The 19,119-nt window shown below is 73.2% G+C and carries 24 protein-coding genes; 21 read left to right on the top strand and 3 right to left on the bottom strand.

Going from position 1 to position 19,119, the window contains the following annotated elements; all coding sequences use genetic code 11:
- Window positions 1-8: 8 nt before the first annotated feature.
- The 12 genes from Vqi01_RS02320 to Vqi01_RS02265 all read left to right on the top strand — a co-directional run bounded on the left by Vqi01_RS02320 (window position 9) and on the right by Vqi01_RS02265 (window position 9,633).
- Complete coding sequence (locus Vqi01_RS02320) at window positions 9-755, top strand: YggS family pyridoxal phosphate-dependent enzyme (protein ID WP_204032518.1); 747 nt, start codon at window positions 9-11, stop codon at window positions 753-755.
- A 196-nt stretch (window positions 756-951) separates the two neighbouring features.
- On the top strand, window positions 952-1,638 hold the full coding sequence (locus Vqi01_RS02315; RefSeq protein WP_204032516.1) for a cell division protein SepF: 687 nt from the start codon (window positions 952-954) through the stop codon (window positions 1,636-1,638).
- Between the two features lie 29 nt (window positions 1,639-1,667).
- Window positions 1,668-1,973, top strand: a complete 306-nt coding sequence (locus tag Vqi01_RS02310) for a YggT family protein (RefSeq protein WP_111212523.1) — start codon at window positions 1,668-1,670, stop codon at window positions 1,971-1,973.
- Window positions 1,974-2,017: 44 nt separating this feature from the next.
- Entirely contained in the window at window positions 2,018-2,818 is an 801-nt protein-coding gene (locus tag Vqi01_RS02305) for a DivIVA domain-containing protein (RefSeq protein ID WP_204032514.1), read from the top strand.
- Window positions 2,819-2,895: 77 nt separating this feature from the next.
- Window positions 2,896-3,447, top strand: a complete 552-nt coding sequence (locus tag Vqi01_RS02300) for a hypothetical protein (RefSeq protein ID WP_204032512.1) — start codon at window positions 2,896-2,898, stop codon at window positions 3,445-3,447.
- 4 nt (window positions 3,448-3,451) lie between these two features.
- Window positions 3,452-3,763, top strand: a complete 312-nt coding sequence (locus Vqi01_RS02295; RefSeq protein WP_204032511.1) for a DUF167 domain-containing protein — start codon at window positions 3,452-3,454, stop codon at window positions 3,761-3,763.
- 301 nt (window positions 3,764-4,064) lie between these two features.
- The gene (locus Vqi01_RS02290) at window positions 4,065-4,484 is read left to right on the top strand and encodes a TraR/DksA family transcriptional regulator (protein ID WP_189043518.1); all 420 of its coding nucleotides are present in this window, start codon (window positions 4,065-4,067) and stop codon (window positions 4,482-4,484) included.
- A gap of 67 nt (window positions 4,485-4,551) precedes the next feature.
- Entirely contained in the window at window positions 4,552-5,193 is a 642-nt protein-coding gene (lspA, locus tag Vqi01_RS02285) for a signal peptidase II (protein WP_204032510.1), read from the top strand.
- Window positions 5,190-6,134 (top strand): RluA family pseudouridine synthase, encoded by a 945-nt coding sequence (locus Vqi01_RS02280; RefSeq protein ID WP_204032509.1) that lies wholly within the window; start codon window positions 5,190-5,192, stop codon window positions 6,132-6,134. Before lspA ends, Vqi01_RS02280 begins: the two co-directional genes overlap by 4 nt.
- 34 nt (window positions 6,135-6,168) lie before the next feature.
- On the top strand, window positions 6,169-7,257 hold the full coding sequence (locus tag Vqi01_RS02275; RefSeq protein ID WP_204032508.1) for a hypothetical protein: 1,089 nt from the start codon (window positions 6,169-6,171) through the stop codon (window positions 7,255-7,257).
- Between the two features lie 95 nt (window positions 7,258-7,352).
- Window positions 7,353-8,849 (top strand): MinD/ParA family ATP-binding protein, encoded by a 1,497-nt coding sequence (locus Vqi01_RS02270; protein WP_204032507.1) that lies wholly within the window; start codon window positions 7,353-7,355, stop codon window positions 8,847-8,849.
- Between the two features lies 1 nt (window position 8,850).
- On the top strand, window positions 8,851-9,633 hold the full coding sequence (locus tag Vqi01_RS02265) for a DUF2567 domain-containing protein (protein ID WP_372444293.1): 783 nt from the start codon (window positions 8,851-8,853) through the stop codon (window positions 9,631-9,633).
- On the opposite strand, the gene Vqi01_RS02260 is transcribed toward Vqi01_RS02265, so the two are convergent.
- Complete coding sequence (locus Vqi01_RS02260) at window positions 9,545-10,246, bottom strand: LON peptidase substrate-binding domain-containing protein (RefSeq protein ID WP_204032504.1); 702 nt, start codon at window positions 10,244-10,246, stop codon at window positions 9,545-9,547. The genes Vqi01_RS02265 and Vqi01_RS02260 overlap by 89 nt on opposite strands.
- A gap of 107 nt (window positions 10,247-10,353) precedes the next feature.
- On the opposite strand from Vqi01_RS02260, the gene hisD reads away from it, so the two are divergent.
- The 8 genes from hisD (at window position 10,354) to hisF (ending at window position 16,378) form a co-directional block, all read left to right on the top strand.
- Window positions 10,354-11,676, top strand: coding sequence for a histidinol dehydrogenase (gene hisD / locus Vqi01_RS02255; RefSeq protein WP_204032502.1), 1,323 nt, complete (start codon window positions 10,354-10,356; stop codon window positions 11,674-11,676).
- On the top strand, window positions 11,673-12,791 hold the full coding sequence (locus Vqi01_RS02250) for a histidinol-phosphate transaminase (protein WP_204032500.1): 1,119 nt from the start codon (window positions 11,673-11,675) through the stop codon (window positions 12,789-12,791). The genes hisD and Vqi01_RS02250 overlap by 4 nt, the downstream gene beginning before the upstream one ends.
- Window positions 12,788-13,399 (top strand): imidazoleglycerol-phosphate dehydratase HisB, encoded by a 612-nt coding sequence (gene hisB / locus Vqi01_RS02245; RefSeq protein WP_204032498.1) that lies wholly within the window; start codon window positions 12,788-12,790, stop codon window positions 13,397-13,399. The genes Vqi01_RS02250 and hisB overlap by 4 nt, the downstream gene beginning before the upstream one ends.
- A 58-nt stretch (window positions 13,400-13,457) precedes the next feature.
- Window positions 13,458-13,631 (top strand): CG2302 family histidine operon protein, encoded by a 174-nt coding sequence (locus Vqi01_RS02240; RefSeq protein ID WP_204032496.1) that lies wholly within the window; start codon window positions 13,458-13,460, stop codon window positions 13,629-13,631.
- Window positions 13,628-14,281: an imidazole glycerol phosphate synthase subunit HisH gene (hisH, locus tag Vqi01_RS02235; protein ID WP_239098125.1), complete on the top strand. Its 654-nt coding sequence runs from the start codon at window positions 13,628-13,630 to the stop codon at window positions 14,279-14,281. Before Vqi01_RS02240 ends, hisH begins: the two co-directional genes overlap by 4 nt.
- 111 nt (window positions 14,282-14,392) lie before the next feature.
- Window positions 14,393-14,716, top strand: a complete 324-nt coding sequence (locus tag Vqi01_RS02230) for a hypothetical protein (protein WP_204032613.1) — start codon at window positions 14,393-14,395, stop codon at window positions 14,714-14,716.
- Window positions 14,717-14,734: 18 nt separating this feature from the next.
- Window positions 14,735-15,460: a bifunctional 1-(5-phosphoribosyl)-5-((5-phosphoribosylamino)methylideneamino)imidazole-4-carboxamide isomerase/phosphoribosylanthranilate isomerase PriA gene (priA, locus tag Vqi01_RS02225; protein ID WP_204032495.1), complete on the top strand. Its 726-nt coding sequence runs from the start codon at window positions 14,735-14,737 to the stop codon at window positions 15,458-15,460.
- A gap of 150 nt (window positions 15,461-15,610) precedes the next feature.
- On the top strand, window positions 15,611-16,378 hold the full coding sequence (gene hisF / locus Vqi01_RS02220) for an imidazole glycerol phosphate synthase subunit HisF (RefSeq protein WP_204032493.1): 768 nt from the start codon (window positions 15,611-15,613) through the stop codon (window positions 16,376-16,378).
- A 9-nt stretch (window positions 16,379-16,387) separates the two neighbouring features.
- Here hisF and Vqi01_RS02215 read toward each other — a convergent pair whose 3' ends face one another.
- Together Vqi01_RS02215 and yczE are read right to left on the bottom strand one after the other, a co-directional pair.
- Window positions 16,388-16,849, bottom strand: coding sequence for a hypothetical protein (locus Vqi01_RS02215; RefSeq protein ID WP_204032491.1), 462 nt, complete (start codon window positions 16,847-16,849; stop codon window positions 16,388-16,390).
- A gap of 99 nt (window positions 16,850-16,948) precedes the next feature.
- Window positions 16,949-17,602 (bottom strand): membrane protein YczE, encoded by a 654-nt coding sequence (gene yczE / locus Vqi01_RS02210; RefSeq protein WP_204032489.1) that lies wholly within the window; start codon window positions 17,600-17,602, stop codon window positions 16,949-16,951.
- Window positions 17,603-17,660: 58 nt separating this feature from the next.
- Between yczE and yczR the strand changes: the two genes are divergently transcribed.
- Complete coding sequence (yczR, locus tag Vqi01_RS02205; protein ID WP_204032488.1) at window positions 17,661-19,118, top strand: MocR-like transcription factor YczR; 1,458 nt, start codon at window positions 17,661-17,663, stop codon at window positions 19,116-19,118.
- Window position 19,119 lies beyond the last annotated feature (1 nt).

The following is a 19,119-nucleotide window of genomic DNA, read 5'->3' as shown; positions in this document are numbered from 1 at the left end:
CGGCTGCCATGACCGACAGTTTCGCCCTGGTGCGCCCCGATCGTCGTGCCGAACTCGCCGTCGGGCTGGCGCGCGTACGCTCCCGCATCGCCGATGCCTGCGCCGCCGCCGGCCGTGCCCGGACCGAGGTGACCATGATCGCGGTGACCAAGACCTATCCGGCGGCCGACGTGGTCGCGTTGATGAGTCTGGGCGTGACCGACGTGGGGGAGAACCGCGACCAGGAGGCGGCGCCCAAGGCCAGGGAGGTCGCCGCGGTCGGGGTCACGCCGCGCTGGCACTTCATCGGCCGACTGCAACGCAACAAGGTGAAGTCGGTTGTCCGGTATGCGGACGTGGTCCAGTCGGTCGACCGGGTCCGGCTCGTGTCCGCCCTGGACGCGGCCGCGGTCGCCGCCCGGGACCGGCCGTTGGACGTGCTCGTCCAGGTGAGCATCGACGCCGACCCGGCGCGGGGCGGGGCGGTGCCGGACTCGTCCGACCCGGACGTCGGTCTCGGCCCGGTCGTCGACGCGGTGGCTGCGGCGCCGGGACTGCGGCTGGCCGGGCTGATGGCCGTGGCGCCGCTGGGCTGGGAGCCGCCCCGGGCGTTCGACCGGCTGGCCGCCCTCGCCGCAGCGCTGCGAGCGGACCATCCACAGGCCACGAGCGTGTCGGCGGGCATGAGCGGTGATCTGGAGTCGGCGATCGAACACGGCGCGACACATGTCCGCGTCGGCAGCGCGTTGCTCGGAATGCGCCCCACGCTGGGGTAGCCTGGCCGCCAGAGAAGCAAATTACATCAGTGTTGTTTGTGGGAACGGCCTTCCCCGCGACCAGGGGGGCGTGACGTGCAACGCGAATTGCGCGTCGGGGGATTGCCGTTCCGGTCCGGTGGGCAGAAGACGGTCCACTCGCGACAGGCGGCACGGTGGGGTGTGTCGCCGCAGGGCGGACGGGAAGGGCGCGGGGATGGGTGCACTGCGCAAGGCGGGGGTCTGGCTCGGACTGGTCGAAGAGGACGACGAGCGGGCCTACGACGACGGTGGCTACGACAAGGGTGGCTACCGTGAGTCGCGCTACCGGCAGAGCCGGTACGCCGAGGAGTTCGCCGACGACGAGGAGGAGGCGGAGGAGCCGCCGGCGCCTCGCTCACGGCTGGGAGAGCGGGGCCGGCTCAGCGAGCGGTCCAGTGGCCGTCTGGGCGAGTCCGAGCGGCTGGACGCCGAGCGCCCGGAGCGGGTGGAGCGGGCCAGTGTCCGGTCGATCACCCGGTCGGCCGGGGACTCGGGTGCGCTGACCTACCACACCCGGGACAATCTCGCCCTGGCTCCGCAGGCGCAGCCGCGCGAGCGTGCGGTGGTGCACGAGGAGGAGCAGCGCTATCAGATCACCACGCTGCACCCGACCACCTACCGGGAGGCCCGCACCATCGGCGAGCACTTCCGGGACGGCGTGCCCGTGATCATCAACCTCACCGAGATGGACGAGGCGGATGCCCGCCGTCTGGTGGACTTCGCCGCCGGGCTGGCGTTCGGGCTGCGGGGTACGATCGAGCGCGTGACCAACCGGGTTTTCCTGCTCTCGCCGGCCAACGTCCAGGTCACCGCGGAGGACAAGGCCAAGATCGCTGAGGGCGGGTTCTTCAGCCTGAGTTGACCCGCCCGACCCGAGGGACGTCGCCTACCGTGTTGTCGATCTTGCTCCAGGTCCTCTACCTGATCACGTACGTCTTCCTGATCGTTCTCCTGGCCCGGTTCGTGCTCAGCGCGGTCCTGCAGTACGGCCGGCGCTGGCAGCCCGGTCGTGGAGCATCGGCCGGACTAGAATCCGTGTGGAGCGTCACTGATCCCCCGCTCTGGGCGTTGAGGCGTGTGATCCCTCCGCTGCGGATTGGTACCGTGAGCATCGACCTGGCCTCTCTTGTGCTCCTGGTTATCCTGTTCGTGCTGATGAGGTTTGTGTTAGAGCCGGCGATCATCAGGACCGCCTGATGACCGACGCGCTATCGCGGCCGCAACTGACCCGAGGAGTTTCGATGCCGCTGACCCCGGCCGACGTCCACAACGTCGCCTTCAAGAAGCCGCCGATCGGCAAACGGGGCTACGACGAGGAGGAAGTCGACGCTTTTCTGGACGAGGTCGAGCGCGAACTCGCCCGTCTGATCGAGGAGAACAACGAGCTGCGCGCCCAGGTGGAGCGCGGCGGCCGAGGCGGTGCGCCCGCAGGCCCCGGTGGCGACGCCCGGCTGGCGGCCGAGCTGAACGACCTCAAGGCTCAGCTCGACCGCACCCAGCGCGACAAGGCCGCCGCCGAGCAGGCCGCTCGCGCCATGCAGGCCGAGCTGGAGCAGGTCCGTGCCGCCGGCGGTGCCGTGGTGCCGGGCGGTGACGGCGAGCAGCAGGCGCTGCGGGTGCTGATGATGGCCCAGCGGACGGCGGACGACCACGTCTCCGACGCCCGCCGCGAGGCCGATCAGCTCCTCTCCGAGGCCCGTTCGAAGGCCGAGGAGGTCACCCGCGAGGCCCGGGCCAAGGCCGACGCTCTCGAGCGCGACGCCCGGCAGCGGCACCAGGAGGCCATGGGCGGCCTGGACGCCAAGCGCACGGCGCTGTCGAAGCACATCGAGGAGCTCAAGCAGTTCGAGCGGGAGTACCGCACCCGGCTCAAGGCGTACCTGGAGAGCCAGCTGCGCGACCTCGACGGTCGCGGTCAGGGCCTGGAGGCCGAGCTGACCCGGGGCGAGGGCTCCCGGTCCGGCGGCAACGCTCTGGCCGCCGCCGGTCTCGCCGGTTCGTTCGGCGGGGGTCGCTCCGGCGCACTCGAGGCCGGTCGCTGAATCACCGGGTCGGTGACCGTCGGCAGCACGACGGTCACCGACTCTGCCTCATCGGTACGACCCGGCGGGGGTGAGCCGTGATAGTCGTCAGTCTCGCGCTCATCCTCGTCGCGGTGGTGCTGCTGGTGTTCGGTCTGGCCGGCGGGTCAAGTCCGCTGCTGGTCGTCTCCATCGGGGCCAGTCTGCTGGCCGCCGTCGCACTGGTCGTCGGTGCCCGCCAGGCAGCCGCCGGCCGGGTTTCGGCGCCTCGCGGCTCGACCGCTCGCGAGCCGGGCATCCCGACCCAGCACCTACCTCCGACGGTGCACACCGGCGATTCCGGGCGGCGGCAACCGCCCGGGCCGCCGGTGATGGACCCGCCGGAGCCAGCCGCCGACGCCGGTGCCGGCTATGACGACGAGCCCGCGGCTCAGGAGATCACCCCGGACGAGGTGGCCCAGTTGGCCTCCCTCCCAGACGAGGTGCAGGTGGTCGACGGACGGCCGCGCTACCACCTCGCGGAGTGCCCGCACCTGGTCGGGCGGGAACACGAGCCGTTGCCGGTCGCCGAGGCGGTCGAGCTCGGTTTCACCCCGTGCGCGCACTGCACGCCGGGCACCACCCTGCTGTCCCGCTCCGGCCTGCGTTGATCGGATGTCCGTGGATGATGCGCTGACCGTTCCCGTCCGGGTGAAACCGGGCGTGTCGCGGGCCCGGGTGGGCGGCCGGTACGACGGCCCGCACGGGCCCGCGCTGGTGATCGCGGTCAACGCGCCGGCGGTCGACGGGCGGGCCACCGAGGCGGCTCGGCGCGCCCTGGCCGGCGCGCTCGGCGTCCGGCGGGCGGCGGTGTCGCTGCGCTCTGGCGCGGCCAGTCGCGACAAGCTCTTCCTGGTGGCCGCTGCCGGTCCAGAGGTGGCCGAGCGGCTGCGCCGGTTGCTCGACGGCACTGAACCAGTTGATTGACGGCTGCCGGTCGCTGACGCGTCCGGCCGGGATTCCCTGGTGCGAGCTTGCGAAGTGCGTCCGAACCGCACCACTCCATCTGCTAGCGTCCCCTTTGCCCCGATGTGGAAGTGCTTGGGGCGGAAGCGGGCGTTATCGGTGCGGCGCATTGTCGGACGCGTTTACGTTCCGTATCCTTGCCAACCTCCGGAGTGCGCGGCCAAGTCGCCGCGCGCCCGTTTTGTACCTGGGGCGGCCGATGTTGGCGGCCCCTGTCCAGGTGCCGCGGACCCACCGCGGCTCCGTGGCCGAGGGAGCGACGATGGCCAAGCCAGCCGAGACCAGGACCGCAGGCCGCAAGGCGGCGGCGAAGTCCACCCGCAGCGCCGCGGAAACCGAGAAGATCCGAGCCGCCCTGGCGGCCCGGCATGACGAGTTGCGAGCCGAGTACGATCAGACGCTGAGCGAGATCACCGAGCTGCAGCGCGACCGGCTGACCGACTCGGCCGGGGACGACCAGGCCGACACCGGCACCAAGACGTTCGAGCGGGAGCAGGAGATCTCCCTCGCCAACAGCATCCTGGAACGGATCACGCAGGTCGAGCGCGCGTTGGAGCGCCTCGACGAGGGTGGTTACGGCTGGTGCGAGCGGTGCGGCAACCCCATCCCGGTGGAGCGGCTGGCCGCCTTCCCGTCGGCGACCCTCTGCGTGACCTGCAAGCAGCTGGAGGAGCGGCGCTGACGGCACGTTCCCCGGCGCCCGTGCGCGGCGGTACGACGGTACCGCCGCGATCGTCGATGGGAAGTAGATGAGCGCAGCACCGCCCGCCGGATCCGGCATTGCCGAGTCGGGCACCGCCCCGAGGTCGCGGCGCAAGCCCCTTACGATCCTGCTCTGCCTGGCGGTGTTCGCATTCGCGGTCGACCTGCTCACCAAGCATCTGGCCCTGGCCGAGTTGAGCGACCGCGAGCCGGTGCGACTGCTGGGTGGTGCGGTCTACCTCTCGCTGACCCGCAACAGCGGGGCCGCGTGGAGCCTGGGCGCGGACTACACCTTCGTCTTCCCGGTGATCGCGGTCGGCGTGCTGGGTTGGATCGCCTGGATGGCCCGGAGCCTGCGATCGGTGCCGTGGGCGATCTCGCTGGGCCTGGTGGTCGGCGGCGTGACGGGCAACCTGATCGACCGGATCTTCCGCGCCCCGGGCTGGTTCGTCGGGCACGTGGTCGACATGATCAGCGTCTTCGACCCGTACGGTCGGGTCTTCCCGATCTTCAACGTCGCGGACAGCGCCCTGGTCTGCGGCGTGCTGCTGGCCGTCGCGCTGGAGTTCACCGGCCGTCAACGCGACGGCAGTCGGATCGCCACCGACAAGGACAAGAGCAAGGGCGCCGACGTCGCCCCGGGCGCGGCCGAGGAGCACGCCGACGGCGGACGACGGGAGCGCGCATGACCGCGACCTTCGCCGCCGGGGGCGACCACCGCAGCCTGCCGGTACCCGACGGCCTCGACGGGATGCGACTGGACCAGGCCGTGGCCCGGCTGTTCGGGCTCTCCCGGACGGCCGCCGCCGCTCTCGTCGACGCCGGCGAGGCGCTGGTCGACGGGGCGGTCCGGCCCAACTCGCACAAGGTCCGGGCGGGCTCCTGGCTGGAGGTGACGCTGCCCCCGCCGGTCGCCGCGCCGGTGGTGCTGCCCCAGGCGGTGCCCGGCCTACGCGTCGTCTACGCCGACGACGACATCGTGGTGGTCGACAAGCCGGTCGGCGTGGCCGCCCACCCGAGTCCCGGCTGGACCGGTCCGACCGTGATCGGTGGGCTGGCCGCGATCGGGCACACCATCGCCACCAGCGGCGCCGCCGAGCGGCAGGGGGTGGTGCACCGGCTCGACGTGGGCACCACCGGGGTCATGGTGGTGGCCAAGAGCGAGCAGGCGTACAGCGTCCTCAAGCGAGCCTTCAAGTACCGCGAGGTCTCCAAGCGGTACCACGCGGTGGTGCAGGGCCACCTGGATCCGCTGCGCGGCACCATCGACGCCCCGATCGATCGGCACCCGCACCACGACTACCGCTGGGCGGTGGTCTCCGGCGGCAAGCCGAGCATCACCCACTACGACACCATCGAGGCGTTCCCCGCCGCGAGCCTGGTCGACGTGGGGCTGGAGACCGGCCGTACCCACCAGATCCGGGTGCACTTCTCGGCCCTGCGGCACCCGTGCGTGGGTGACCTGACGTACGGTGCCGATCCCACGCTCGCCGCCCGGCTCGGACTGGACCGCCAGTGGTTGCACGCCAGAGAGTTGAGTTTTCAGCACCCCCGTACGGGGGACGAGGTCCGCTTCGTCAGCGACTACCCTGACGACCTGGGACGTGCGCTGGACATCCTCCGCGACTGACGCGCCCCGACCGATCTCACGAGGGGGGCCGCCCGTGCGCGCCGGCGATCTGCTTCGGCAGTTGGATCAGCTGCTGCTGCCACGCCTCGCCGCCGTGCTGACCCGGCTTGCTCAGGCCCCGGTCCGCGGTTCGCTGCTCGGGTGGGTGGCGGTGCTGTCCTGTTCCGCCGTGCTGTTCACCGCCGTGCTCGCCACCGGCGGCCCGCCGGTTCCGGACCGGACGGTCGGTGAGGTGACCCGGGTGGGTGTCGCCGACGGCGACTCGATCCCCGGTTACGAGCGCGCCGCCGCGGCGGCCCTGGCCGCGTTGGACGTCGCGCCGGGTGACGGCACCTACGCCCTGGTCTCACTGACCGAGTACCTCACCCCGCAGTCGGTCGCCACGGTGGTCGGCGACGTGCGGGTGGCGGCCGTCTTCGGGCGGGTGCCGCTGCCGGAGCGGCAGACCGAGATCGTCCGGATTCCCGCCCAGCGACTGCCCGAGGACGTGATGTCCGGAATGACGGAGCTGGCCGTGCGCAAGGAACGGGAGGCCGCCGACTACCGGTCGCGGGCTGCCGCGTTGGGCGGCGGCGGGCCGCCGGAACGCGAGCTGCGCCAGCTGTACGAGAGCGGGGCGCGGATCGCGGCGCAGGAGGCGGCCGCCTACCGCGCCGGGTGCGCCTGCCTCTACGCGCTGGTGGTGAGAGACACGACGACGAGGCTGCGCGGCGTGGCGACCCGGCCCGGCGTGCGGGTGGTCGACCCGGCGCCGGAGGTCCGGCGGCTGGAGCGCACCGTGTTCACCCCGCCACTGCCCGAACAGCGGGACGTGGCCCGGCCACCGGTCGATCGCGACCTCGAACCGAGCCCGACACCGAGCGCCGACACGAACTCCCGTTCCCCGGAGCCGGTGCCGGAGAAGCGCGCACCGGCCGAGCCGGAGAAGCGTGCACCGGTCGAGCCGGAGAAGCGTGCACCGGTCGAGCCGGAGAAGCGTGCACCGGTCGAGCCCGAGGTGACGAGTTCGTCACCCACGCCGGCGGCGCCCGGATCCGCATCCGCACCCTCGCCCTCGGCAGTCGAGACGCTGCTGACCTCGGCGGACACTGCCGCAGAAAGTGCTCCGAAACCGACACCGTGACGGAACCGGGCACATTCGTGCACAGCCTGGGTGGCCGGAAAAGGGTTTCATTCGTAGCCTGTCAGACGTAAATCGAAGCGCTTGGGAGGCGAGCCGTGGAGGGCAGCGAGACCGGTTGGGGACAACCCGCCGAACCGGCACCGCGGTGGCGGGCGCTGCTCGACCGAGCCCGCTTCGGCGGCCGCGGCGTGGAGCAGGCCGCAGTCGAGCGGCACGCCGAGGAGGCACCGCCACCGCGGCCGGCCGAGCCGCTGCCCCGACGCGCGTCGGGCTCCGGCTACTCGGGGCGGGTCGCACCCGTGGGCCAGTCGGCCGACCGGCCGTACGGCGCGGAGCCCGGCTACCGAGCCGAGCCGAGCTATCGGGTCGAGCCCGTCCGCCCGGCCCAGACGTACGGCGGGCAGCCGACCTACCCGGCGGAGCCGACCTACCCGGCGGAGCCGGCCTATCCCACGGAACCGGCCTATCCCACGGAACCGGCCTACCCCGCGGAACGGGCCTACCCGGCGGAGCCGGCTTACCCGGCGGAGCCGGCCTACCGGTCGGAAGCGGCCTACCCGGTCGTGCCCGAGCAGCGCCGACCGGAGCCGACGGAGTCCCGCTACACCCTGCTGGACAACGGCTACCGGCACGCGCCGCCACCGGTGGAGTCCCGGTACGCACTGCTCGACAACGTCGGCTACCAGCCACCCGCCCCGCCACCGCCTCCGGTGCCCACGCCGAAGCCACCGACGATGGCGGGCCGCCCGGGGCGGATCGAATGGCGCGCACAGAGCGCCGAAAGCGACCTCGAACGGGCCGCCGCCGTGCTCCGTCGGGACCTGGGCACCCCACGGGTGATCGCCTTCGCCAACCCCAAGGGCGGCGTGCACAAGACCACCGCCACCGTGCTGGCCGCGGCCACCGTCGGCAGCGTACGTGGCCGTGGCGTGCTGGCCTGGGACGACAACGAGTTGCGTGGCACCCTCGGGCTGCGCGCCGGCAGCGCCCGGCACGCCCGCACGATCCGGCACCTGGTCGCCGATCTCGTCCAGATCGAGATCCGGGAGGGCCCGGAGCTGCTGGAGATACTCGACGACTACCTGCGGCACGCCTCCGACGGTTCGTACGACGTGCTGGCCGGTGAGGAGAGCCCTCGATTCGCCCAGCGGCTGGACCAGTTCACCGTCAAGCGGGTGCTGGAGCTGCTCCGGCGCACCCACGACGTGATCTGTGTGGACACCGGCAACAACGTGGAGAGCCCGAACTGGCGCACCGTCATGCAGGCCGCCGATCAGCTGGTGGTCACCACCGTGCCGCGCGAGGACGCCGCGTTCAGCGCGGACTGGATGCTCGACCTGCTGCACGAGGAGGGGATGGGTGAGCTGGCCGACAACGCGGTCACCCTGATCTCCTGCCCGACGCCGGGCCGGCTGCCGATCCAGGCCGACCTGGAGCGGCACTTCGCCACCCGCACCCGCGCGGTGACCGTGGTGCCCTACGATCCCGCCCTGGAGACCGGGTCCTCGATCGAATACCACCAGCTCCAGGCCGAGACCCGGCAGGCGTGGCTGCGGGCGGCGTCGGCGATGCTGGAACCGTTCGCCCGCTGAGGTGACGACACCGCGCACGGCGAGCGCCGGCAACTGGGAGGATCATCGGGTGAGCCCCGACACCCCCGCCGCCGAACCGCCCGCGCCGGCACCGCCGGCCGACCCGTCACCGCCCGTCGCCCCGGGCCGGTCCGCCTGGCCAGTGGCGGCGACGCTGCTGGTCCTGGGCCTGCTGGGCGCCCCGCTGGGGCTGCTCTGGGTGGCGATCGCCCCCGCCACACCGGTCGTCAAGACCGCCGAGGGCGCGGTGTACGGCCAGCCGCAGCCGGAGCAACCGGTCGCGGCCGACGGTTGGTTCAGCCTGCTCGGGCTGGGCTTCGGGGTGCTCGCCGCCCTCGCCGTGTGGTTCGTGCTGAGCCGCCGGCGGGGACCGGTCGGGCTGGTCACGGTCGTGGTCGGCGCGTTCGCCGCCGCGCTGGTGGCCTGGCAGGTCGGGCGCCGGATCGGGCTGGGCACCTACCAGCGGCTGCTGGAGACCGCCCCGGACGGAACGGCCTTCACCAAGCCGCCCGACCTGCGCGCCGGCGGGATCGAGCTGCTGTTCGGGGTGCTGCCGGTGCCGTACGGCAACGTGCTGCTGCCGGCGTTCGGCGCCGCGGTGGCGTACACCCTGCTGGCCGGCTGGTCGCGGTGGCCGTCGCTGCGTCCGGAGCCGGAACCGGATCCGCAGCTGGGCCCGCCCTGGCCGGGCCCGGTCAGTTCGGGGCCGGCGGCGCCGTGGCCAGCTCCGCCAGCGGCACCGGAACCGCCCGCACCTGACGCAGCAGAGCCACCTCGCGGTTGAGCAGGTGCAACTCGGCGCGCAGCCGGGCCGCGGTGTCGTCGATTTCGAGCAGCCGCTGCCGGTCCGCCACGGTCAGGGCCGCCGTCGCGGCCACCAGGTGGGAGAGCACGCTCGGGTCCTCCGGCAGCTGCTCGGTCAACTGGCCGGACTCGTCCCGGATCAGGCCGAGATAGTGCCGGAAGACGGCGATAACCCGCGCCGCCAGCTGGCCGGTCGTCTCGTCCGGGCCCTCCGGCTCGGGCAGCCACTGCACCTCGGCGGTCAGATACGGCGCCCAGTGGTGGTCCACCTCCGTCACCCGGAACCGCCGCCGCCCCACGGTGACGATGTCGAAGCCACCGTCGGCCAACTCGGTGACCTGCCGCAGCTGTGCGGTGCAGCCCACCTCGTAGAGCTGCACCTCACTGCTGCCGGGAACGACGCGGCCGGAGGCGGGCGCCACCTCCCAGCCGCTGCGGATCGCCACCACACCGAACTCGCGCGGTGTCCCCTCGGGCAGCTCGACCAGGTGCCGGACCAGGGCGCGGTAGCGCTCCTCGAAGATGTGCAGCGGCAGCACCAGCCCGGGGAAGAGCACTGTGGCGAGCGGGAACACCGGCAGCCGTGCGGTCACGTGATCGAGGGTAGCCGCACCGGCAACGCCCGGCGTGTCCCGCCTCACCGTCCCGGCCAGCGGGCGGCGCGGGCCGGCCCGGCGCGGGGCCGCCTAGACTCGCAGGGGTGTTGAACCGCATCGACCTGCGCGGTGGCGCGCCCGATCCGCGCCACCTGCTGCCCCGCGCTCGGCTCGACGTCTCGGCGGCCGTCGAGCAGATCCGTCCCGTCGTGGAGGCGGTCCGCGAGCATGGCTACCCGGCCGTCCGCGAGGCCAGCGAGCGGTTCGACGGGGTGGCCCCGGAGACGCTGCGCGTGCCCGCCGAGGCGATCGCCGCCGCGGAGGGCACGCTGGATCCGCAGGTCCGCGCCGCGCTGCTGGAGTCGATCTCGCGGGCCCGCAAGGTGCACGCCGACCAGCGGCGTACCGATCACACCACCCAGGTGGTGCCGGGCGGCACGGTCACCGAGCGTTGGGTCCCGGTCGACCGGGTCGGCCTCTACGTGCCCGGTGGCCTGGCGATGTACCCGTCGACCGTGGTGATGAACGTGGTGCCCGCCCAGGCGGCCGGCGTCCGGTCGCTGGTGGTGGCCAGCCCGCCGCAGCGGGACAACGGCGGCCTGCCCGACGCGCGGGTGCTGGCCGCCTGCGCGCTGCTCGGCGTCGACGAGGTGTACGCCGTCGGGGGCGCCCAGGCCGTGGCCATGCTGGCGTACGGCTGCGCGACCGATGCCGCCGGCAGCGCCCACTGCGACCCGGTCGACATGATCACCGGCCCGGGCAACATCTGGGTGACCGCTGCCAAGCGGCTGCTGCGCGGTGTGGTGGGCATCGATGCCGAGGCCGGCCCGACCGAGATCGCCATCCTCGCCGACGACACCGCCGACCCGGGGCACGTCGCCGCCGACCTGATCAGCCAGGCCGAGCACGACCCGCTCGCGGCCAGCGTGCTGGTCACCCCGTCGGTGGCGCTGGCCGACGCGGTGGACCGCGAACTGGCCCGGCGCGTGCCGGCCACCAAGCACGCCGACCGGGTCGGCACGGCCCTGGGCGGCGAGCAGAGCGGTGTCGTGCTGGTCGACGACCTGACGGCCGGGCTGCGGGTGGTCGACGCGTACGCGGCGGAGCACCTGGAGATCCAGACTGCCGACGCCCGGGAGTGGGCCATGCGGGTACGCAACGCCGGGGCGATCTTCGTTGGGGCGTACTCGCCGGTCTCGTTGGGGGACTACTGCGCCGGCTCCAACCACGTGCTGCCCACCGGCGGCTGCGCGCGGCACTCGTCCGGGCTCTCCGTGCAGTCCTTCCTGCGCGGCATCCACGTGGTGGAGTACACCGAGGCGGCGCTGCGGGAGGTCGCCCCGCACGTGGTCACCCTGGCCGACGCCGAGGACCTGCCGGCCCACGGCCAGGCGGTCACCGCCCGTTTCCCGGGGAAGCCGGCATGACCAGCCTGAACGACCTGCCGATCCGGGACGACCTGCGCGGGCTGTCGCCGTACGGCGCGCCGCAGCTGGACGTGCCGGTGCGGCTGAACACCAACGAGAACTCCTACCCGGTGCCGGAGCCGGTGGTCGAGGCGATCGGCAAGGCCGTCGCGGCCGAGTTGCGTGACCTCAACCGCTACCCGGACCGGGACGCGCTGGCGCTCCGCGCCGACCTGGCCGCCTACCTCGGTCACGGGCTCGACCCCGAAGGGGTGTGGGCGGCCAACGGCTCCAACGAGATCCAGCAGCAGCTGCTCCAGGCGTTCGGCGGTCCCGGGCGCAGCGCGCTCGGCTTCACTCCGGCGTACTCCATGCACCCGCTGCTGGCGTTGGGCACCGGCACCCGCTGGGTGCCGGCTCGCCGGGGCGTCGACTTCGGGCTGACCGTCGACGAGGCGGTGGCCCAGGTCCGCGAGCACCGCCCGGACGTGGTCTTCCTCTGCTCGCCGAACAACCCCACCGGGACGGCGCTCGATCCGGCCGTGATCGCCGCCGTGCTCGACGTCGCGCCCGGGATGGTGGTGGTCGACGAGGCGTACGCCGAGTTCGCCCGGCCGGGCACGGTGAGTGCCCTGGCGGTGCTGCCCGGCCACCCGCGGCTGGTGGTGACCCGCACGATGAGCAAGGCGTTCGGGTTCGCCGGCGGGCGGCTGGGTTACCTGGCGGCCGACCCGGCCGTGGTGGCGGCCGTGCAGTTGGTGCGCCTGCCGTACCACCTCTCCGCGCTCACCCAGGCCGCCGCCCGGGCCGCGCTGGCGCACCGCGACCTGCTGCTCGGTACGGTTGCCGCGATCTCCGAACAGCGCGACCGGATCGTCGCCGAGCTGCGCCGCAGTGGCCTGCGGGTCGCCGACAGCGACGCCAACTTCGTGCTGTACGAGGTCGGCGGCGACCAGTCCGTGGCCTGGCGGGCGCTGCTCGACCAGGGGGTGCTGGTCCGCGACGTGGGCCTGCCCGGCTGGCTTCGGGTCACCGCCGGCACCCCGGCCGAGACCGACGCCTTCCTTGCAGCCATGGACAAGATTCAGCGCGAGGGCCCGTCCGCCCCGCAGTCACCGACGAAAGGCACACCATGAGCCGGACCGCCCGGGTGGAGCGGATCACCAAGGAGACCAAGGTTCTCGTCGAGATCGGCCTCGACGGCACCGGAGCGGCCGAGATCAGCACCGGGGTCGGCTTCTACGACCACATGCTGCACCAGATCGCCCGGCACGGCGGCTTCGACCTGACCGTGCAGACGGTGGGTGACCTGGAGATCGACGCCCACCACACCATGGAGGACACCGCGTTGGCCCTCGGCGCCGCGTTCGACCAGGCGCTGGGAGACAAGGTCGGCATCCGGCGCTACGGCTCGGCCACCGTCCCGATGGACGAGGTGCTGGTCCGCGCCGCCGTGGACCTGTCCGGCCGGCCGTACGTCGTGCACGACGAGCCGCCCCTGGCCCCCTACATCGGGCCGGTCTACCCGACCAGCATGACCCGGCACATCTGGGAGTCCTTCGGCCAGGCGGCCCGGATCACCCTGCACGTGGACGTGCTGCGGGCGGCCCGTCCCGGCGGCCACCCGGACGCACACCACGTGGTGGAGGCGCAGTTCAAGGCGGTCTCCCGGGCGCTGCGGGAGGCCACCGCCGTGGATCCGCGGGCGGCCGGCACGATCCCCAGCACCAAGGGCGCCCTGTGAGCGCACCGCGCGTGCCGGTGCGCGCCGCGGCGACCGGACCGAAGCAGGGGTGGCGCCGATGAGGGCGGTGCTGCCCACACTGTTGCTGATCTTCGCCGGGGTCCTGGTGGGCGGGACGCTGTCTCTGCACCGGCAGGGGGCGCCACGGGGTGCCGTGGTGGTGACCGGCCTGCTCGCGGTGCTGGCCACCGCCGCCGGGGTGCTGTGGCTGCTGCCCGGGGAGGGGTCGTGACGGCCCTCGGGGGCCAGCGCCGCCGCGTCGTGGTGCTCGACCACGGCTCAGGCAACCTGCGTTCGGCGGAGCGGGCGCTGACCGCGGCCGGTGCCGACGTGCTGGTCACCGACGATCTGGCCGCCGCGGCCGCCGCCGACGGTCTGGTGGTGCCCGGGGTCGGCGCCTTCGCCGCGTGCATGGCCGGCATCGAGGCGCTCGGTGCCGGGCCGGTGATCGCCGAGCGGGTCGCCGCCGGCCGCCCGGTGCTGGGCATCTGCGTGGGCATGCAGATCCTCTTCGAGTCCGGCGACGAGCACGGGGTCGTCACCAAGGGCTTGGGCCTGCTGCCGGGCGGCGTCACCCGGCTCGCCGCCGCCCGACTGCCGCACATGGGGTGGAACACGGTGCATCCGCCGGTGGGCTCGGTTCTCTTCGCCGGGTTGCCGGCCGACAGCCGGTTCTACTTCGTCCACTCGTACGCCGTCTGCGACACCGCCGCGCTCTCCGCGACCGGCGCCCGGGTGACCACGGCCCATCACGAGACCGACTTCGTCGCCGCGGTGGAACGTGGCGCGCTGTCGGCCGCCCAGTTCCACCCCGAGAAGTCCGCCGACACCGGTGCCGCGTTGCTGCGCAACTGGCTGGCCACCATGCCCATCAGTGGCTGAGCGGGCGGCCCGGCCGCGGCCGGGTGTGCGGGTGGGCCGATCGTGGCCGGCTGGGCCGCCGGGCGGATCGTGGCCGAATGTGCCGTTGGGTGGGTCGTGCTGGAGGTCGCGGTGAGCAAGGAACGGGCCCGGCGGCGGGCGGCCCGCGAGGCGGAGGCGGCCCGGCGCCGGTTGGTGCGGGAACGTGCGCTGGCCCGGCGGGCCCGTCGCCGGGCGCTGGTCCGCCGGCTGGTGCCGACCGTACGCCGTGGCCGGACGGGACGCCTGCCGAGATACTCCCGGGGCGAGCGGGCCAGCATCGTGGCGCTGAGCCTGGCGGCGGTCGTCCTGATCTGGCTGTTCGTGCCCGACCTGGCGCTGCGCGTCATGCTGGTCATGCTGTTGTTGCTCGTACTGCCGGTGATCGTGGTGATCGCCCTGGACCGCCGTTTTTGATCGAGAGGACAAAGACACGTGAGCCTCACCCTGTTGCCCGCCGTGGACGTCGCCGACGGCCAGGCCGTCCGCCTCGTGCAGGGCGCCGCCGGCAGCGAGACCACCTACGGCGACCCGCTGGAGGCCGCCCTGGCCTGGCAGCGTGACGGCGCCGAGTGGATTCACCTGGTCGACCTGGACGCCGCCTTCGGTCGGGGTTCCAACGCCGAACTGCTCGCCGACGTGGTGCGCCGCCTCGACGTACGGGTGGAACTCTCCGGCGGCATCCGCGACGACGCCTCGCTGCGCGCCGCGCTGGCCACCGGCGCCGCCCGGGTGAACATCGGCACCGCCGCGCTGGAGGACCCGGCGTGGTGCGACCGGGTCTGCGGCGAGTACGGCGACCGGGTCGCCATCGGGCTGGACGTACGCGGGCGCACGCTGGCGGCCCGGGGGTGGACCCGCGACGGCGGCGACCTGTACGAGGTGCTGGAGCGGCTGGACAAGGCCGGGGCCTCCCGGTACGTGGTCACCGACATCACCAAGGACGGCACCATGCGCGGGCCGAACCTGGACCTGCTGCGGGAGGTGTGTGCCCGCACCGACGCCCCGGTGATCGCCTCCGGCGGCGTCTCGACGCTGGACGACCTGCGTGCGCTGGCCACCCTGGAACCGATCGGGGTGGAGGGCGTCATCGCCGGCAAGGCCCTCTACGCCGGCGCCTTCACCGTCGCCCAAGCCCTCCGCACCCTCGCCGAGGTGTAAGGAAGGGCACCTTATTAACGCCTACGGTAGAGGAAGGGCCCCCTATTAACACCGCAGCGCGAGTGCGGGCGACGCAGCGCGGCTGCGCGTGACATCGCAGCGCGGGTGCGCGGCGTCGGGGCGCCGTTCGCGGGAAGATAGGCTCGGGGCATGACGGTGGCGGTGCGAGTGATCCCCTGCCTCGACGTGGACGCGGGTCGCGTGGTCAAGGGGGTCAACTTCCTCGACCTGCGGGACGCCGGCGATCCGGTCGAGCTGGCGTCGGCGTACGACCGGGCCGGCGCGGACGAGTTGACCTTCCTCGACGTCACCGCCTCCTCAAGTGACCGGGGCACCATGCTCGACGTGGTCCGGCGCACCGCCGAGTCGGTCTCCATTCCGCTGACCGTGGGTGGAGGCGTCCGGACGGTGGCCGACGTGGACACCCTGCTGCGCGCCGGCGCCGACAAGGTCGGGGTGAACACGGCGGCCATTGCCCGGCCCGAGCTGATCGCGGAGATCGCGGATCGCTTCGGTCGGCAGGTGCTGGTGCTCTCCCTGGACGTGCGGCGGGCCCCGGCCGGCATCACCCCCAGCGGCTTCGAGGTCACCACTCACGGTGGCCGGCGGGGCACCGGGCTCGACGCGGTGTGGTGGGCACGGCGCGGTGCGGAGCTGGGCGCCGGGGAGATCCTGCTGAACTCGATGGATGCCGACGGCACCAAGGCCGGCTTCGACCTGGAACTGATCGCCGCGGTGCGCCGGGTGGTCGACGTGCCGGTGATCGCCAGCGGCGGCGCGGGCGAGGTGGCGCACTTTCCCCCGGCGGTCGGCGCGGGCGCCGACGCCGTGCTGGCGGCCAGCGTCTTCCACTTCGGTGAGCTGACCGTCGCCGAGGTCAAGGACGCGTTGCGCGCTGCGGGGCACCCCGTCCGGTGACGGACGCGATCAGCTCCGGCCGGAGTGACCCTCGGGCGAGCGCCGGGGCATCGGGATGGACCGGACGAAATATTCCTGTACGGCGGCGGCATGCTCGCTCTCGTCGAGGTGCCACTCCGCGGTGCCCGGAGCGTACCGGCGGGTGAGCACGCCCTGCACGGTGTCGACCATGGTGGCCAGCCCGGCGCTGGGGCGGGACCGCCAGAGCCGTTCGCCGTCGGGGGTGATCCGGAACCAGCCGTCGGTGACGTCGACCAGCCCGGCGCCGAGCAGCCGCCGGACCGCCTCCTCGATGTCCTGCCGTTCGGGGATGCTCCGGTCGAGGTGGTCGGCGGTGGAGAGCACGTCGGCCAGACGTACGCCCTCGGGGCGGCGGGTGGTCGGGGACCGACGGTGCCGGCCGGCGCCGCTGGCGATCACCAACGAAACGAAGATCCATGCATCGGTACGACGCCAAGCTCTCTCCCCCATGCGGAGATTCTGCCCGGTGAATCGGCCTTAGGAAAATACCGCCCGGGCTATCGAGACGACATGTGATCGGATGGATGCGGGCGGCTGACGAGAGGCGGGTCAGCCGGTTGGTGCCGGCGTGACGTGCTCCGTTGCCGGACGGGTCGGCTCGGGCACGTCGAAGAACGGCAGGAACAGCTGTGCCAGCGGCCCGATGGCCAGCGCGTAGGCGACCGTGCCGGCGCCGATCGTCCCGCCGAGCAGCGCGCCCACGGCCAGTACGCCGACCTCGATGACGGTGCGGACCAGGCGGAGCGACCGGCCGGGCCGGCGGGCGACGAACCCGGTCATCAGCCCGTCCCGAGGTCCGGGCCCGAGCCGGGCGCCGAGGTAGAGGGCGGTGGCCGCGCCGTTGACCACGATGCCGGCGACCAGCAGGACGGCCCGGGTGGCGAACGGCTCCACGGGCGGCATCAGGGCCAGGGTCGCGTCGACGGCCAGACCGATCACCACGACGTTGGCCAGGGTGCCCACGCCGGGGCGTTGCCGCAGTGGGAGCCAGGCCAGCAACACCAGCAGCCCCGTGGCGATGACGACCGTGCCCATGCTCAGTCCGGTCAGCCGGGACATTCCCTGGTGGAACACGTCCCAGGGGTTCAGGCCGAGTTCGGACCGGATCATCAACGCCATGCTGAAGCCGTAGACGACGAGCCCGAAGAACAGCTGTGTCAGGCGTCGGACCGGGCGGTGTCGGAGGTTGCCAAGCAGGGTCACGCATGCCACTCTAGGCGCCAATTGGCACCTCAATAGAGCCAATATCGGGGGAGTGGCTATGACAAGTCAGGTACGGGGAGTCCAATTGGCCCGACTACTCGGGCAGTGGCACGCCCTGCCCGGCCGCCGGCGCAGCCCCGATTACGCGGCGCTGGCCGGTGCCGTCCGCGGCCTGCTCGCCGACGGCCGGCTGCCCTTGGGCGTACGCCTGCCCGCCGAGCGCGAGCTCGCCGAGGCGCTGGGGATCAGCCGTACCACCGTCACCGCCGCCTACCGGGAGCTGCGCGACAGCGGGCACCTGGCCAGCCGGCGGGGCGCGGGCAGCTGGACGATGCTGCCGGGAACGCATCGGGTGGCGCCCAACGGGCTGTGGATCCCCCTCGACGACCGGGAGATGCTCGATCTCGGGGTGGCGGCCCTGGCCGCGCCGCCCGAGCTGTCACCGGCCGCCCGGGCGGCGGCCGAGGACCTGCCACGCTATCTCGGCGGCGCGGGGTACCACCCGATCGGCATCATCGAGTTGCGGGAGGCGGTCGCCCAGGCATACGCCGCGCGCGGCCTGCCCACCTCGCCGGACCAGATCATGGTCACCAACGGCACCCAGCACGCCCTGGACCTGGTGCTGCGGCTGGGCCTCGCCCCGGGCGGCAGCGTCCTGATCGAGTCGCCGAGCTACCCCAACGCCATCGCCGCGCTGACCGCACGACGGGCCCGGATCACCACGTACGGCCTGGCCGTCGACCCCAGCGGCTGGGACGCCGACCTGCTGCTCGGCACCCTGCGGCAGGTGCGTCCGCGGATGGCGTACCTGATCCCGGACTTCCAGAACCCGACCGGTCACCTGATGCCGGCGGAACTGCGTGAGCGGCTGGTGGCCGTCGCGCACACGGTCGGCACCGACCTCGTGATCGACGAGTCGTTCGTGGACCTGCCGCTGGACGGCACCGAACTGCCCCCGCCGACCGCGAGCTTCGACCGCCACAGCCGGGTGGTCAGCATCGGCGGGATGAGCAAACCGTACTGGGGTGGGCTGCGGATCGGGTGGGTCCGCGCCTCCGCGCCCCAGGTGCAGCGGCTGGCCGCGGCGCGGGTCGGCGTGGACATGGCCAGCCCGGTGCTGGATCAACTGGTCGCCGTGCACCTGCTCGCCGACGCGCCGGCCATCGTGGCCGCCCGGCGGGCGCAACTCACCGCCCAGCGCGACGCGCTGCTTGACGCGCTGGCCGCGCGGCTGCCCGAGTGGCGGGTCACCGTGCCGCGCGGTGGCGTGACGCTCTGGGCCGAGATGGACGGACCGATCTCCAGCGCGTTGGCGCGGGCGGCCGAGGAGGTGGGCGTACGGCTGGCGCCGGGTCCTCGGTTCGGCCTGGACGGCACCCTGGAGCGGTTCCTGCGGCTGCCCTTCACCCTCCCCGCCGCCGACCTGGTCGAGGCGGTCGGACGGATCGCCGCGGTCCGCTACGACCTGGACCGGGCGGGGCTGACCCGGTGGCGTGAGCCCAGCGTCATCGCCTGAG

This window comes from Micromonospora qiuiae, from assembly GCF_016863555.1.
GTDB lineage: Bacteria > Actinomycetota > Actinomycetes > Mycobacteriales > Micromonosporaceae > Micromonospora > Micromonospora qiuiae.
This window is presented reverse-complemented; position numbering and strand designations above follow the sequence as displayed.

Bases quoted from the DNA above. Each gene is read 5' to 3' on its own strand.
- Vqi01_RS02320 (WP_204032518.1), top strand. From the start codon at position 9: ATGACCGACAGTTTCGCCCTGGTGCGCCCCGATCGTCGTGCCGAACTC.
- Vqi01_RS02315 (WP_204032516.1), top strand. From the start codon at position 952: ATGGGTGCACTGCGCAAGGCGGGGGTCTGGCTCGGACTGGTCGAAGAG.
- Vqi01_RS02305 (WP_204032514.1), top strand. From the start codon at position 2,018: ATGCCGCTGACCCCGGCCGACGTCCACAACGTCGCCTTCAAGAAGCCG.
- Vqi01_RS02295 (WP_204032511.1), top strand. From the start codon at position 3,452: ATGTCCGTGGATGATGCGCTGACCGTTCCCGTCCGGGTGAAACCGGGC.
- Vqi01_RS02290 (WP_189043518.1), top strand. From the start codon at position 4,065: ATGGCCAAGCCAGCCGAGACCAGGACCGCAGGCCGCAAGGCGGCGGCG.
- lspA (WP_204032510.1), top strand. From the start codon at position 4,552: ATGAGCGCAGCACCGCCCGCCGGATCCGGCATTGCCGAGTCGGGCACC.
- Vqi01_RS02280 (WP_204032509.1), top strand. From the start codon at position 5,190: ATGACCGCGACCTTCGCCGCCGGGGGCGACCACCGCAGCCTGCCGGTA.
- Vqi01_RS02250 (WP_204032500.1), top strand. From the start codon at position 11,673: ATGACCAGCCTGAACGACCTGCCGATCCGGGACGACCTGCGCGGGCTG.
- hisB (WP_204032498.1), top strand. From the start codon at position 12,788: ATGAGCCGGACCGCCCGGGTGGAGCGGATCACCAAGGAGACCAAGGTT.
- Vqi01_RS02240 (WP_204032496.1), top strand. From the start codon at position 13,458: ATGAGGGCGGTGCTGCCCACACTGTTGCTGATCTTCGCCGGGGTCCTG.
- hisF (WP_204032493.1), top strand. From the start codon at position 15,611: ATGACGGTGGCGGTGCGAGTGATCCCCTGCCTCGACGTGGACGCGGGT.
- Vqi01_RS02215 (WP_204032491.1), bottom strand. From the start codon at position 16,849: ATGGGGGAGAGAGCTTGGCGTCGTACCGATGCATGGATCTTCGTTTCG.
- yczR (WP_204032488.1), top strand. From the start codon at position 17,661: ATGACAAGTCAGGTACGGGGAGTCCAATTGGCCCGACTACTCGGGCAG.